The following is a 13740-nucleotide window of genomic DNA, read 5'->3' on the forward strand; positions in this document are numbered from 1 at the left end:
GGAGAGTCCCCGCGGACTCACGGGGCGTCGCGAACTCTTCTCCGCCGCTCGGTACGCTCGTGACCTTCGGGTGAACGCGAGATGGCCGCCAGGCGAACCGGCGGACCGGAGAGGGGTTGTATGGCGACCACGGCCGGAGCTTCCAGCAGCGAGACGTACGACGCGATCACCCATTTCGCCCAGGCGATGCCGGGCTGGGTGCAGTCTCTCGTGCTGGCGTACACGTCCTACGGCCTGGTCCTCGTGGCGCCGTTCTTCGCCTGGCTCTGGTGGCGGGCGCGCCCGACCGGCTCGCCCGAGCGGATGGCGGCGGCGCTGCTGGTCCCGGCGGCCACGGTGGTGGCGTACGTGCTCAGCGAGATCGTGAAGGCCTTCGTGCACGAGCAGCGGCCGTGCCGGGGACTTCCGCCGGAGGCGATCGTCGGCGTGTGCCCGCCGCCGGGCGACTGGTCGTTCCCCAGCAACCACTCGACCATCGCGGCCGCCGTCGCGCTCGGCGGGGCCTTCGCGTGGCGCAAGGGCGCGCCGTGGCTCGCGGCCTTCGCGGCAACGATGGGCTTCTCGCGTGTCTTCGTCGGGGCGCACTATCCGCACGACGTGCTGATCGGGCTCGCGCTCGGGGCCGGGATGTCGTTGCTGCTGCAGCGGTACGCGCTTGCTCCGGCGGCCGGGCTCGTGCGGCGGTTCGCCGGGAAGGTGCCGTTCGGGCTCTTGGGTGTCGCGCCGGAAGGTGCGCAGGCGACGACGGTGCTTCCTCCGGCTGAGAAGAAGAAGGCTCGGGGACCTCGCGGTGGTCGTCCGGACAGCAGGGACGTCGATGCCGCGCCGGTTCGTTCTGAGGACGCGCCCGCCGGTTCTCTGCCCCCGCGTGGGCCGCGCGCCGATTCAGCGCCTCGGGACGGCAGCGGCCGCCCGGTCCGTCCGCGGAATCCGCAGCCGGAAGGCCGCGTCGCAGGGAGTCCACCGCCGCGGCGGCAGAACTCGCAACCGATCCGTACCGCCGAGCCGCAACCCCGTCCGGCACGCCCGCGGCAGGATTCGCAGCCGATGCGCACCGCGGAACCGCAGCCGCGTCCGGCCGACGCGCCGCCGCAGAATCCGGGCCGTCCGCCCGCGCAGCCGCCTGCCCGTCCGGCGCGCTCGCAACAGCCCCGTCCGGCCGGTCCGCCGCAATCCCGCGGCGCCGGTTCGCCGCCGCGGCCGTCGAACCAGGCTCCGGCCGGTCCGCCGCCGGAGGTCAGCCCGGGAGATCGCCCGTCGCGGCGAACTCCAGGCGCTTCGCGACCGACACCGCCTGGTCGGCGAAACGCTCGTAGAAACGTGTGAGCAGGCTCAGCGCGACCGCGATCCGCTGGTCCTGCGTCCAGTCCGGCGCGGTGACCGTCGCCATCACCTGGGCGTGCAGCGCGTCCACGCGCTCGTCGGCGCGGCTCAGTTCGGCGTAGCCGCCGCGGGCCTCGCCGTGCACGAGGTCGGCGAGCCGCTCGGCCATCGCCGAGGTGACCTCGCCGAGCTCGGCGAACACCGGCTCCAGGTCGGCGGGCACGGTCGGGTCCGGGTGGCCGCGCCGGGCGGTGCCCGCGACGTGCGCGGCGAGGTCGCCCATCCGCTCGAGCTTCTCCGCGCAGTACACCGCGGCCAGCACGGCGCGCAGGTCGCCCGCCACCGGGGCCTGCAGGGCGAGCAGCGAATACGCCTCGTCCTCGCACGCGGCACGCTCGTCGTCGAGGTCGGCGTCGCCGCTGAGCACCTGTTCGGCGAGCGGCAAGTCCGTGGTCAGCAGTGCCCGGGTGGCCCGGCGCATCGCCTCGGCGGCCGCCTCGGCCATCGCCGCCAGACGCCCGTCGAGCTGTTTCAGGTCGTCCTGGAAGCCTTCGCGCATGTCGAGCGACTTTACCGGCGGCCGACGGACAGGCCCGCGTCGGCCAGCGGCCAGGCCTCCTCGGGCTCGGCCAGCTCGTAGCTGTGGCTGCCTTCGTGCCCGCCGGGCACCCGGCAGAACACGCCCTCGTCGGACTCCGCGCCGCACAGCGCGCGGGTCTCCAGCACGCGGCGGCCGGGCCACCAGCGCAGCCACATCAGCGGCTCCTCGCCGCGTCCGCCGACCTGGGTCGCGTGCTCGTGGCCGTGCCCGGCCTCCAGCTCGCAGAACAGCTCGGGCTCCGTCCCGCGGACCGCGACGCTCCGCAGGACCGAGCGCTCGCGCCCGGTCAGCTCCACCGGTTCGCGGCACAGCGCACCTTCGGCCATGCGGCCAGCGTAAACGGCCGCCGCCGATTCCGCGCGCAGGGCCCGGCCGCGTGCCGTGAAGGGCTCCTTGCGGGAATCTGATTCCCGCAAGGAGCCCTTCACGGACAGCAAGCCGGCTGTTGCGCGGTGTCGCTCACCGGCAGGTCAGCGCACCCGCTCCAGGAGCCCGAACAGGTTCTCCCAGTGCCGCTTCTCGCCGTCGGCGTGGTACGCCGCCGTGTCCGACATCGTGAAGCCGTGCGACGCGCCCTCGTAGACCTCCGACCGGTAGGTCACGCCTGCCTCGTCGAGGGCGTGCTCCAGCGCCTTGATCTGCTCGGCGGTGGCCGACGGGTCCTGGTCGGCGTGCCCGAAGTACACCTCGCCGGTGATCGACCCGACCCGCAGGTGCGGGCTGTCCGGCTGGTCGGTCGCGAGACGTCCGCCGTGGAACGACGCGATCGCCTTGACCCGGTCCGGGAACGCCTCGATCACGCGCAGCGCGTTCGTGCCGCCCATGCAGTAGCCGGTGATCACGACCGGCCCCTCGGCGACGCCGTCCTGCGCGGCGAACCAGTCGAGGTACTTCTCCGCGTCGCGGGTGATCGCGTCGGTGTCCAACGCCTCGATCAGCGGCATCAGCTTGCCGAAGACCTCGCCGCGCCGCTCCGGGTCCTCCAGCGCGGCGAGGTCCACCAGCGGCGTCCGGCCGCCGCGGTAGAGCAGGTTCGGCGCCAGCACGGCGTAGCCCGCCTCGGCGATGCGGTCGGCCATCTCCTCGATCCGCGGCCGCAGCCCGAACGCGTCCGGGAAGAGCAGCACCCCGGGATGCGGCCCGCCGTCCGGCACGGCCAGGTACGCGTCCGCGGTCCCGTCGGCGGCCGGAACGTCTGGCTTTTCCTTGCGCATCCGCTTTGTCCTCCCTTGAATTCAGTGCCTTCGCGATCAATCTATCCCCGTCCGGCAACGGGCCGCCGCGCCCCGCGAATGTCCCGTTTCCTGTCCGGTCAATGGACTGAACCACTGCGGTCGGCGGATTGACGGAGTCCGGTTTGCCCGGTCAGGATCACCGGGCCCGCTCCGGGCCGCCCTCCGCAGAACGGACTGTCGATGGCCAGACCTCCTCGCTCCCCGCGCGCCCGGAACCGGGTCGCCCTCGCCGCGCTCGTCCTCCTCGGCGGGCTCGTCCCCGCCCAGGCCGCGCACGCCGCTCCCCCGCGCCAGCCGGACCTCGGCCCGCCCGCGCTGGACCGGAACGGCTGTGCCCGCATCGAAAACTCGCTGCCCGAGCTGGCCGACTGGCCGAAGGTGCGCAGCGCGATGCCGCGGAACCCGGTCGACGAATGGCGGATCAAGCAGATCGTCTCCGGCATGTCGCTGGAGGAAAAGGTCGGCCAGATGACCCAGCCCGAGATCGCCGCGATCACCCCGGCCGAGGTCACGCAGTACTCCATCGGGTCCGTGCTCAACGGCGGCGGCTCGTGGCCGGGCGGGAACAAACACGCCAGCCAGCAGGATTGGCTCAGGCTCGCGGATTCCTATTGGGACGCGGCGAAGGCCACGAGGACAAAGATTCCGGTAATTTGGGGCATAGATGCCGTGCACGGAAACAACAATGTGTACAGCTCCACCGTTTTCCCGCAGAACATCGCGCTCGGTGCGGCGCACGACCCGTGCCTGGTGCGCGACGTCGAGAACTCCACCGCGCGGCAGATCCGCTCGACCGGCCAGGACTGGGCGTTCGCGCCGACCCTCGCCGTCGTGCAGGACGACCGCTGGGGCCGTACTTACGAAGGCTTCTCCGAGGATCCGCGCATCACGCGCGCCTACGGATACGAGGCCATGAACGGCCTGCAGGCCGGTGCGCGGCTGCGGATCGGGCCGAACGGCGTCATCGGCACCGCCAAGCACTTCATCGGCGACGGCGGCACCACCAACGGCCAGGACCAGGGTGTCAACGCTTCCTCTGAAGCGGACATGATCAACCTCCACGGCCAGGGCTACTACGGCGCGCTCGCCGCGGGCGCGCAGACGGTCATGGCGTCGTTCAACAGCTGGACCAACCCCGACCTCGGCATCAACGAGGGCAAGATCCACGGCAGCGACAAGGTCCTCAACCAGATCCTCAAGGGCAAGATGGGCTTCGACGGCCTGGTCGTGTCGGACTGGAACGGCATCGGCCAGGTGGACGGCTGCACCAACGCCAGCTGCCCGCGCGCGATCAACGCCGGCCTCGACGTCGTGATGGTGCCGAACGACTGGAAGGCCTTCATCGCGAACACGGTCGCGCAGGTGCGCGGCGGCGAGATCCCGATGTCGCGCATCGACGACGCGGTCACCCGGATCCTGCGAGTGAAGTTGCGCGCCGGGCTGTTCGAGGAACGCAAGCCGTCGCAGCGCTGGTACGCCGGTTCGTCGGACGCGCTCACGGACAAGGCGCTCGCTCGCGAAGCGGTGCGCAAGTCGCAGACACTGCTGAAGAACAACGGCAACGTGCTTCCGTTGGCGCGCAACGCGAAGGTGCTCGTGGTCGGCAAGAGCGCGGACAGCATTCAGAACCAGACCGGCGGCTGGACGCTGACCTGGCAGGGCACCGGGAACACCAACGCGGACTTCCCCGGCGCCACTTCGATCCTCGCCGGGCTCAAGGAGGATCTCGCGAACGTCACCTTCGATCCCACTGGCACCGTCGATCCGAAGGGTTACGACGCTGTCATCGCTGTCGTCGGCGAGACTCCGTACGCGGAAGGCGTCGGCGATCTGCAGCGGAAGAGCCTTGAAGCGGCGAAGCTGTATCCGGAAGACCTTGCGCTGCTGGACAAAGTCAGCGGCAAGGGCATTCCGGTGGTGACTGTGTATGTCAGCGGGCGTCCGCTGTACGTCAACAAGGAGCTCAACCGTTCCGACGCGTTCGTCGCCGCGTGGCTGCCGGGCACTGAGGGCGGCGGAGTCGCGGACATGCTGGTGCGCGGCAAGGATCGCGGCGGATACCACGGCAAGCTGTCCTATTCGTGGCCGAAGAGCGCGTGCCAGACGCCACTCAACCCGTGGAGTCCCGGCTACGACCCGCTGTTCGCGCTCGGCTACGGCCTCACCTCGCACCAGCGGACCACCGTCGGCAAGCTCGACGAAACCGAAGGCCCGGCCCGCTGCGGATCGACCGGAGGCGGCGGCACCGCCACCGAGGACCTGCCGATCTACGACCGCACGGATGTCGCGCCGTACAAGAGTTTTATCGGTTCGGCGGCGAACTGGGGCGGCACCGAGATCGGTCCCGACGGCACTGCGTCGCACCCCGAGATCAACGTGGTGCCGGCCGACGTCAACGTCCAGGGCGACGGCCTGAAAGCGACGTGGACCGGCACCGGCGCGGCGCAGCTGTACTCACAGCATCCCGGCGGCACCGACGATCTGCGCGGGTACCTCAATGCCGACGGCGCGCTCGAGTTCGACGTGATCGTGCACTCGCCGCCGGTCAACCGGACGGTGGTCAGCCTGCACTGCGTCTACCCGTGCTCGTCCGAGGTCAACGCGACGAAGCTGTTCGGCGATCTGCCTGCCGGGCAGAAGTCGACGGTGAAGATCCCGTTGTCCTGCTTCGCGAGCGGGCTGGACTTCGAGAGCGTCGACACGCCGTTCCTCGTCTACACCGACGGCGCGTTCTCGGCGTCGTTCGCGAACGTGCGGTGGTCGCCGGGCGGGGCGAAGGATCCGGACGCGCGGAAGTGCTCCGACCTCACCGGATGAGCCGCTGGGCGGTTTCCACGACCCTGGACCTGGCCGCCGCGCGCGACGCGGCGGCCAGGTCTTCGAGCCCGTCCAGCGCCGGAACGTCGCCGACGCGGGTGAACTCCTGGGCCACGAACGTCAGCCGCTCGACGCCTTTGTCGCCGAGGTAAGCGCGCAGATACGACTCCTGGAACTCGAACTTCTCGCGCGGCGCGCCCGGGCCGTACCCGCCGCCTCGCGCGTTGACGACCACGAAGTCCTTGTCCGCCAGCAGTTTCCGGCCGGTCTCCGGGTCGGCGAACACGCCTGGGAAGCTGATCCGGTCGATCCACGCCTTGAGCGTCGCCGGGACGCCGAAGTTGTACATCGGCACGCCGAGCAGCACCACGCGGGCCTCGCGCACCTCGTTGACCAGCGGCAGGGTCAGGTCCCATTCGCGCTGTTCGTCGTCGTCCGCGATCAGTGCCGCGATGTCTTCCAGCGACAGCACGCCTTTGCGTTCCACTCGGCGGCCGAGCCGCGCGTACGCCTCCCTCAGCGGCGGTACTGGATCAGCGGAAACGTCGCGGTGGCGCACGGTTCCGCCGCCTCTGCGCCACTCGTCGGCGAACAACGTGCCCAGCTGCCTGCTCACCGACGCCTCGCGGTCGGCGCTCGAATCGACGTGCAGCAGGGGCGCTAGCATGACGGTCATCCGGTTCCTCTCCTCGTCCTTGGTCCTCGGGCCGGCACTCCCATGACGGATCGAGACGGGAAAAGGTGACCGATGGACGACGCACTGGCGCGACGCTTCGAAAACGAGCGCCCGCGGCTGCACGCGCTGGCCTACCGCATGCTGGGCAACGCGGCCGAGGCCGAGGACGTCGTGCAGGAGTCGTGGCTGCGCTTGGGCCGGTCGTCCGGCGTCGACAACCTCGGCGGGTGGCTGACCACCGTCGTGTCACGGCTGTGCCTGGACGTGCTGCGCGCCCGCCGGGAAACGCCGGTCTCGTCCGTGCCCGATGCCGCCGGCGGCACTGTTCCCGAGGACGAGATCCTGCTGGCCGGGGAGGTCGGACGCGCGCTGCTGGTGGTCCTGGACCGGCTGGCCCCGCCCGAACGAGTGGCCTTCGTGCTGCACGACCTGTTCGCGGTGCCGTTCGACGCGGTCGGCCCGATCCTCGACCGGACGCCCGCTACCGCGAAGAAACTCGCCAGCCGCGCGCGGTTGCGGGTGCGCGGGGAGCCTGCCGTGCCTGCCGCGGAGCTGGCCGAGCATCGGGAAGTAGTGACGGCGTTCTTGTCAGCGGCTCGCGGCGGGGATATGGCGACGCTGCTTACTGTGCTGGCTCCGGATGTCGTCCGGGTCACCGATCCGGCGATGCTGCCACCGGGTGCTGCTGCGGTGTTGCGCGGGGCGGATGAGGTTGCGCGGGGGACGAAGTTGTTCGCGGGGAACGCGCGGCTGGCCGAACTGGCCCTGATCGACGGGGATGTCGGGCTGGTGCTCGCTCCGGCTGGGCGGCTGGTGGGGGTGCTCAAGATCGAGGTTCGGGGCGGTTTGCTCCAGGCGTATGAAGTGGTGGTGAGTGCCGAGCGGTTGGCGGGGATGGAGATCGCCGCGCTCCCCCGCGAGGCCGTATAGGGCGTTATACACTTTAAAGGTCGAATGGTTCGTAGCAGTCGAAGGTCTCGATTGAAGCGATCACGCCGTCGGCGGTCTCGACGAATTGGGCGATGTGCGCGACGAGTTCGTCGCCGCGACGGAAAGGGCCCGCGTCACGCGCGATCACCCCGCTCCACGTGAGGCGAAGGATCGCCGTGCCCCCTGCCGCCACGGCCGAGCGCACGTCGTACCGCTGGCTGGACATCAACCCGGCACCGGCCTCCGACGCCGCGAGCATCTGGTCCAGGTTCGCGCGGGCACCCTCGGGTTTGAGCCGGTTCGGATGCTCGACGGTCGACGCCGTCGGAGCGAAGTGCTTCCGGAGATCCTCGCCGCACTGCCCGGCTTCAAGTGCCCGCAGCAGGGAGGTCGCGAGGGCAACCGGGTCGTCGGCCATAAGAACAACTATAGTTGTACAACCTTGGTTGTCAATTGCATGGTGGACGCCGTGACCCGACTGGACCTGGCCGAAATCGACCTCACCACTCTCGCTTGGCTGGCGGGCAGTTCCGCGAACCGGGCGATCCTGGCCGAGTTGCACGAAGCGGGCCACCCCGGCGTGCGCAACTCCCACGGATACGTCGTCCAGCACCTCATCGACCGCGCGCCCACAGTCTCCGAACTCGCCGGCCTTCTCGGCGTCACCCAGCAGGCGGCCTCGAAGCACCTTCTCGAACTGGAGCGGCTCGGCTACGTCGAGAGAGTGCCGGATCCCGCCGACAGCCGAGTGCGACGCGCCCAGCTCACCGACCGCGGTTGGCAGCTCATCAACGACAGCCGCCGGATCCGGAAGCAGCTGGACGAGCGGCTGACGAGATCCACGGGCAAGGACGCGGCCGAAGCGGCCCGGCTAGCCCTGGCACGCCTGCTCGACGTGACCGGCGGAACCGCGGACGTGATCGCGCGTCGTGCCGCCCTGCCCGGCGAATAGGCGGACAGCATGAGTCATCGCCGCGTGCCCGTAGCGCCCTCCTCGCGATGGCGCATCGCGCGATACCGACCGGGGGCGTGCCCGACGACCCGTTCGAAAGCCCGCGCGAACGCGAATTCCGAGTCGTAGCCGAACCCGATGCCCCACGGGGCGCGCAGCAGCGCCCTGCCGTAGACGCCGTCGCCGCAGCCGGGCTGACCCAGGGCGGGCATCGGCACCGGACCTGCTCGTTGACCGGACCCCATTCACTGTCCTTTTCGGACATGGCCGCGATCGTGGGCGACGCCGCGGGAAGACCGGTGCGGTACCAGGTGATGGACCCGGGCGAATTCCGCGAAGCCCTGCTCGGCGGGGGCACTCCCGGTCAGGTCGCCGACTTCTACGCCGCCATGTACGAAGGCATCCGCAACGACTGTGCCGCCGATGTGACCGACGATCTCCAGCGGATCACCGGCCGGCCGCCGGTCTCCTTCGCCGACTACGCCCGCGCCACGGCACGCCCGGTGGCGCTGAACGGATGAGGCCTGCCCCAGCCCAGGGGAGGTGGCGTGCCGCGCCAGGCTGGGGCAGGCATAACGGTGCGGTGAGCGATGGGCGGGACGCTCCTAACCGCACCGAGCTTTATCGGGTTTCTCCCCTTTTCGCGGTTTCCCGACCTCCGGGAAGACGACGGTGTCCTCGACTTTCGGGATGACCTCGGTGTCCTCCTCGGCGCGTTCGGCGGCCATCGCCTCGGCCGTCCGGCGGAACTCGGCCAGGCGGGCTTCCTCGATCCCGGCCTGGACCTCGTAGTCCAGCCGGGCCTTGATGTCGCGGACCGTCAGCCGTCCGCGCGGCGGCGGGATCGGGCGGCGCGCCCGCCACAGCCACATCGAGAGCAGTACCAGCAGCAGGAGCACACAACACACGATGACCACTGCCGGATGACCTGTGCGGGTCGCCTCGCCGAGCATCTCTGCTGCCTTCATGCGATGCACCTCTCGGCTTCGGAAGTGTCTTCGCGTGCCCCACCACCATGGAGCGGTCCAGTGGCCTGGACCAGCCAGCAAACCGGGAGAAAAGCGGGCGGCAACCGAGCGACTTGCCTTGCCCCGCACACAGTGACCTGCGGTAATCTGACGACCCCGGTTCGTGGCGAAGGAGTGTCGCCCATGGGCGAACGGCGAGAAGGTCTTGTCCGGGCGCGCAAAGCGGCGAACCTGACGCAAGAAAAGCTCGCCGCGCTGCTCCCCGCGGACGAAAAGAGCATCCGGGCGTGGGAATCCGGCCGGTCCGAGCCCCGTCCGCACCGGCGCGACCGGCTCGCCCGGCTTCTGCGCATCAGCCCCGCCCGGCTGGAGGAGCTGCTCCGGGAAGGCACGCCCGCGGACCTCCGGGGGCCGCCGAGCGTGCTGCTCCCCGTCATCGTCGACGGGCGGCCGGTCGCGCTGCCGCTGGACCGGGCCACGGTCGGGGCCAGCGTCCTCGGCCGGCTCGTGCCCGCTCTCGGCGACGCGGCCCCGCCAGCGGTTCCGACCACAGAATGGGACGTCATGAGCCCGCTCAGTCGCCGCTCACTGCTCAAGAACGGCCTGCCGGTCGCGGCTTTGCCCGCGCTGGGAATAGGCGGCGCCGAGCACGTCGCGCGAGCGCTGGAGAATCCCCGGCGGTACATGGACAAAACCGTCACGCACTATTTCCGCAGACAGCTCGACCAGTACAAATACGAGGACGGCGAACGCGGTCCGGCCAAAACGCTTCCGATGACGCTCGGCGTGCTCGACATCATCGACCGCATCGCCCGCGACGCGACCGCCGAGGATCAGCGGGACCTTCTGCAAATCGGTTCCGAAGGCGCGGAGTTCGCCGGATGGCTTTACCGCGACCGGCGGCAGATGCAAGACTCGCTGTACTGGCACGACCGCGCGATGGAATGGGCGCAGGCGGCGGGCGACAATACGATGCAGGGCTACATTCTGCTCAAAAAAGCCCAGGTCGCCTACGACGAACGCGACCCGCGGCGGATGCTCATCCTCACCCGGGCGGTGCGCAAAGGCCCCTGGTCACTGCCGCAGCGGCTCCAGGCCGAGGCCGCCCAGCAGGAAGCCCGCGCGGAGGCGATGCTCGGCGCGTCGGCCGACCAGGTAAACCGGAAACTCGACGTCGCCTGGAAACTGCTCGGCGACGCCGGGCCGATCGAATCGCCGCTGGGCGCGCACTTCAACGCGACTCTCCTGAATATGCAAACCGCCATCTGCTACACCGAAGCGGGCGAGCCGCGGCGGTCGGTCGAACTGTACGAGAAGACGTTGAAGGAAACCCAATTCTCCCGTCGCGACTACGGGTTCTTCCTGTCCCTCATGGCGAACTCGCTCGCCCTTTCCGGCGAACCGGACCAAGCCGCCAAAACCGGCCTCGCCTCCGCTCATCGCGCGGCGGAAACGAACTCCCGCCGCACGAGAGAAGAACTCCGGCGGGTCGTCGGAGTGCTCAAGCCGTGGCATAACCGTCCCGATGTACGGGAATTGCGCGAGGCACTCAACAGCTGACCGCTTAGCGAAGCCATTCCTGCACTTCGCGGATCACTTGCCGTTGCCAGGCTTGCGTTCGCGGATCGGCGTACTTCGGATCGTCGTGCACCGCGAAGCCGTGCTGGGCGCCTTCGAGCTGGATCAGCCGGTGCTCGCAGGTCAGCTCCCGGTCGGCCGCGCGCGACGACTCGACGGGAACGAAAGTGTCCTCGGTGCCGTGCACGATCAGCGTCGGCGCGGTGATGCGGGGCAGGTTTTGCCTTGCCTCGAACCAAAACGCCTCGTTGAGCACGGCCCGCCCGAGCCGGAACCCAGGCCCGTGCCCGAGGTAGCCCCGCTCCTTGAGATCGGCGGCTTCCTTGTCGTTGAGGTAGCCGTCCGCCGACCACGCGGATTTCTCCTCGATGAACCGTCCGCGGTAATCGAGGAGGGGGTTGAACAGAACGAGCCGCTCGACGTCGTCCGGCCGCTCGGCCGCGTAGCACGCCGCGACACCGCCGGAGAAACTCGCCGCCGCGAGCGACGTCCGCACGCCCGGGACGGCACCGGACAAGTGCTCGATGCTGCCGCGAATCACGTTGAGCAGGGCGAAAAGCGAGAGATCCTCTTGGCGGCCTTCACTCTCGCCGTGGCCGGGAAGATCGATTCTCAGGGAAGCTATGTCGACTTCGGCCAGGCCCTCGGCGAGGCGGGTGAAGAAGCCGCCTTCCTCACGGGTGACGCTCGCCCCTTGCACGAGCAACACCGCGCGGCGCGGCTGGCGACCGTCCGGCTCGGTGAGGGTGCTGGCCAGGCGGAGGCCGTCCGGTGTACGAACTGTCCGATAGCTGTCGCGCGACATGGACACTCCCGGAGTTGTCGTCAAGTCCCAGTCTTGCAGGTTCACGACTTCGGGGAGTGAAATAACGCTAGTGGAGTAACGCAAACCACAGATATCACGACCGAACACTGGGAGCACACGGCGGAAACCGGGCGGGGCAGTCATGAGAGAAGCCGAAGTGGTCGCCGCGTTCGCGACCTGGCTAGAACACGACGGCTGGACAGTCGGCCCCGGCCCGGACCGATACCTCGACCTCTACGCCACCCGAGCGGGCGACCGGCTCCACGTGGAAGCCAAGGGCACCACCCAAGAGAAGGGCATCGACGCGGACGTCCTCTGGGGCCAGATTCTGCGCCGGATGGGCGAGTTCGGCACGCCCGGCGCGCGGTATGCCGTCGTCGTACCGGACACCATCAAATGGCACACGCTGCGGGTTCCAGCGAAATTGCGCGCCCTGCTCGGCATCGAGGTGTACGTCGTGACCAAGGACGGTTCGGTCACGCGGGCCGATGCGTGAAACGTGTGGTTGCCCGGAGAATCGGCCAAGCAGCAGTCCGCCGCTTCAGCGCGCAGCCGGGGGAAACGCGATCACATGGAGCAGACCGACCAGCGAGGACGCACCGAGGATTTCGCCCTTCGCGATCCGCTCACGCACAGACGACAACGGCATCCAAGCCACGCGCTCCGCTTCGTTGAGGTCGACGTCGCCGCCGATGTACTCCGCGCCCCGTGACAGGAACAGCAGGTTTTCGTTGTCTGCTACGCCGACGTTCGGCTGAAGCGAAGCCAGCGGTTCGCTGGTGCGCGGTCGCCATCCTGTCTCTTCCTCGACCTCGCGCGCCGCCGTGATCGCGGGGTTCTCGTCCGGGTCGACGTATCCTCCGGGCAGTTCCCACACCCACCGGTCGAAGATCCAGCGATGCCGCCACATCATCAACACCGAGGTGCCGGGATCGTCCAGCACCACCATCATCGCCGCCTTCGGCATCCGCAGGACGTACTGCTCGAAGGTCACGCCGTCAGGCAGTTCGACCGAGGCGACGCTCAGCCGCAAGCGTCGGGTGTCGTCGACAAGGCGTTCGCCATGGATCGTCCACTTGGTGGCCTCAGGCGGCCGATCCGGATCCATCGCTAGACCGTACCGCCGCTTACTTCTTCAGGCGTCGGCTCCCGCCGTGCCAATCCTGTTCCTCCCCGGTCTCCCCCGCCGCCACCCCGAACGACGGCAGTTGCGGCATCTCCCGCAAACTCCGCTTCAGCTCGGCGAAACCGGCGAACCTCGCCAACCCGACCACGTGGTCCCACAGCTCCACCGCCTCCGCATCGGACGGCAGCCGGCTGATCACCGGGCCGAAGAACGCGACCCCTTCAGGCGGCTGGAAGTGCAGGATCGGCGTCCCGACATCCTTGCCGGTCAACGAAAGCGCTTCATCAGTCTCGCGCTGGATCTCGGCGTCCCACCGGGAATCATCGACCGCAGAAGCAAGAGACACATCGAGACCAACGCGCGACAGAGCAGCAGAAGCCGCCGAAAGCGTGCCATGAGCAGCCCGAGCCTCGGCAGTGTCCTCAACAAGACCGCTCTCGAAGTTCTGCTCCCCCAGCGCCTCGTAAAGCGGACCAACAGCCTCCCGGCCATGCGAGGCGCGCACCGCCGCCGCCAAGCGGAGCAGGCGCAAGCCCGCAGTGTGCGAAGCGTCGTACTCCGGCGGGAAGTGCGTCGCGTAGTCCAGGTGCGCGTTCAGCAGGCGCAGCGAGATGAACCGCCAGTCCACCGAGTACGAGCGCTGGCTGGCGACCTGGCGGACCCACTTGCTGGTCATCCACGCGAACGGGCACACCGGATCGAAGTAGAAGTTCAGCTCGGCCATGGCCC

Annotated in this window: 17 protein-coding genes; 7 read left to right on the forward strand and 10 right to left on the reverse strand. The window is 69.4% G+C overall.

All coding sequences use genetic code 11. The annotated features are described in order from the left end of the window. Positions 1–120: 120 nt before the first annotated feature. The gene (locus ACFORO_RS11285; RefSeq protein WP_377896543.1) at positions 121–1326 is read left to right on the forward strand and encodes a phosphatase PAP2 family protein; all 1206 of its coding nucleotides are present in this window, start codon (positions 121–123) and stop codon (positions 1324–1326) included. On the opposite strand, the gene ACFORO_RS11290 is transcribed toward ACFORO_RS11285, so the two are convergent. From ACFORO_RS11290 to ACFORO_RS11300, 3 genes are all read right to left on the reverse strand, one after another. Then, positions 1238–1882 carry a phosphate signaling complex PhoU family protein gene (locus ACFORO_RS11290; RefSeq protein WP_354735107.1) on the reverse strand — a complete coding sequence of 215 codons (645 nt, stop codon included), beginning with the start codon at positions 1880–1882 and terminating at the stop codon, positions 1238–1240. The two genes, ACFORO_RS11285 and ACFORO_RS11290, sit on opposite strands and share 89 nt — an antisense overlap. Before the next feature lie 11 nt (positions 1883–1893). Beyond that, on the reverse strand, positions 1894–2250 hold the full coding sequence (locus ACFORO_RS11295; protein ID WP_354735108.1) for a hypothetical protein: 357 nt from the start codon (positions 2248–2250) through the stop codon (positions 1894–1896). 144 nt (positions 2251–2394) lie between these two features. After that, positions 2395–3138, reverse strand: a complete 744-nt coding sequence (locus ACFORO_RS11300) for a dienelactone hydrolase family protein (protein ID WP_377868532.1) — start codon at positions 3136–3138, stop codon at positions 2395–2397. A 201-nt stretch (positions 3139–3339) separates the two neighbouring features. Here ACFORO_RS11300 and ACFORO_RS11305 point away from each other — a divergent pair, with 201 nt between their 5' ends. Further along, positions 3340–5976 carry a glycoside hydrolase family 3 protein gene (locus ACFORO_RS11305; protein ID WP_377868531.1) on the forward strand — a complete coding sequence of 879 codons (2637 nt, stop codon included), beginning with the start codon at positions 3340–3342 and terminating at the stop codon, positions 5974–5976. Here ACFORO_RS11305 and ACFORO_RS11310 read toward each other — a convergent pair. Further along, positions 5966–6652 (reverse strand): FMN-dependent NADH-azoreductase, encoded by a 687-nt coding sequence (locus tag ACFORO_RS11310; protein WP_377868530.1) that lies wholly within the window; start codon positions 6650–6652, stop codon positions 5966–5968. The genes ACFORO_RS11305 and ACFORO_RS11310 overlap by 11 nt on opposite strands. A 72-nt stretch (positions 6653–6724) precedes the next feature. Between ACFORO_RS11310 and ACFORO_RS11315 the strand changes: the two genes are divergently transcribed. Beyond that, positions 6725–7582 carry a sigma-70 family RNA polymerase sigma factor gene (locus ACFORO_RS11315; protein WP_377868529.1) on the forward strand — a complete coding sequence of 286 codons (858 nt, stop codon included), beginning with the start codon at positions 6725–6727 and terminating at the stop codon, positions 7580–7582. A gap of 13 nt (positions 7583–7595) precedes the next feature. Here ACFORO_RS11315 and ACFORO_RS11320 read toward each other — a convergent pair whose 3' ends face one another. Next, positions 7596–8000: a nuclear transport factor 2 family protein gene (locus tag ACFORO_RS11320; protein ID WP_377868528.1), complete on the reverse strand. Its 405-nt coding sequence runs from the start codon at positions 7998–8000 to the stop codon at positions 7596–7598. Positions 8001–8051: 51 nt separating this feature from the next. On the opposite strand from ACFORO_RS11320, the gene ACFORO_RS11325 reads away from it, so the two are divergent. Further along, positions 8052–8534, forward strand: a complete 483-nt coding sequence (locus tag ACFORO_RS11325; protein ID WP_377868527.1) for a MarR family winged helix-turn-helix transcriptional regulator — start codon at positions 8052–8054, stop codon at positions 8532–8534. A 14-nt stretch (positions 8535–8548) separates the two neighbouring features. Here the strand turns inward: ACFORO_RS11325 and ACFORO_RS11330 are convergent, their stop codons facing one another. Further along, the gene (locus tag ACFORO_RS11330; RefSeq protein WP_377868526.1) at positions 8549–8752 is read right to left on the reverse strand and encodes a hypothetical protein; all 204 of its coding nucleotides are present in this window, start codon (positions 8750–8752) and stop codon (positions 8549–8551) included. A gap of 45 nt (positions 8753–8797) precedes the next feature. Here ACFORO_RS11330 and ACFORO_RS11335 point away from each other — a divergent pair, with 45 nt between their 5' ends. Beyond that, a complete protein-coding gene (locus ACFORO_RS11335; RefSeq protein WP_377868525.1) occupies positions 8798–9055 on the forward strand; it encodes a hypothetical protein in 258 nt (85 codons plus the stop codon). An 84-nt stretch (positions 9056–9139) separates the two neighbouring features. Here the strand turns inward: ACFORO_RS11335 and ACFORO_RS11340 are convergent, their stop codons facing one another. Continuing rightward, positions 9140–9502 carry a hypothetical protein gene (locus ACFORO_RS11340; RefSeq protein ID WP_377868524.1) on the reverse strand — a complete coding sequence of 121 codons (363 nt, stop codon included), beginning with the start codon at positions 9500–9502 and terminating at the stop codon, positions 9140–9142. A 183-nt stretch (positions 9503–9685) separates the two neighbouring features. Here ACFORO_RS11340 and ACFORO_RS11345 point away from each other — a divergent pair, with 183 nt between their 5' ends. After that, the gene (locus tag ACFORO_RS11345; protein ID WP_377868523.1) at positions 9686–11062 is read left to right on the forward strand and encodes a helix-turn-helix domain-containing protein; all 1377 of its coding nucleotides are present in this window, start codon (positions 9686–9688) and stop codon (positions 11060–11062) included. A 4-nt stretch (positions 11063–11066) separates the two neighbouring features. Here ACFORO_RS11345 and ACFORO_RS11350 read toward each other — a convergent pair whose 3' ends face one another. Beyond that, positions 11067–11885: an alpha/beta hydrolase gene (locus tag ACFORO_RS11350; RefSeq protein ID WP_377868522.1), complete on the reverse strand. Its 819-nt coding sequence runs from the start codon at positions 11883–11885 to the stop codon at positions 11067–11069. A gap of 142 nt (positions 11886–12027) precedes the next feature. Between ACFORO_RS11350 and ACFORO_RS11355 the strand changes: the two genes are divergently transcribed. Next, complete coding sequence (locus tag ACFORO_RS11355) at positions 12028–12381, forward strand: hypothetical protein (protein WP_377868521.1); 354 nt, start codon at positions 12028–12030, stop codon at positions 12379–12381. A 45-nt stretch (positions 12382–12426) separates the two neighbouring features. On the opposite strand, the gene ACFORO_RS11360 is transcribed toward ACFORO_RS11355, so the two are convergent. Beyond that, positions 12427–12993, reverse strand: coding sequence for an NUDIX domain-containing protein (locus ACFORO_RS11360; protein WP_377868520.1), 567 nt, complete (start codon positions 12991–12993; stop codon positions 12427–12429). Positions 12994–13012: 19 nt separating this feature from the next. Further along, positions 13013–13735: a mycothiol-dependent nitroreductase Rv2466c family protein gene (locus tag ACFORO_RS11365; protein ID WP_377868519.1), complete on the reverse strand. Its 723-nt coding sequence runs from the start codon at positions 13733–13735 to the stop codon at positions 13013–13015. Positions 13736–13740: the final 5 nt, after the last annotated feature.

Origin of the sequence: Amycolatopsis halotolerans (genome assembly GCF_042647905.1) — a bacterium.
GTDB lineage: Bacteria > Actinomycetota > Actinomycetes > Mycobacteriales > Pseudonocardiaceae > Amycolatopsis > Amycolatopsis halotolerans.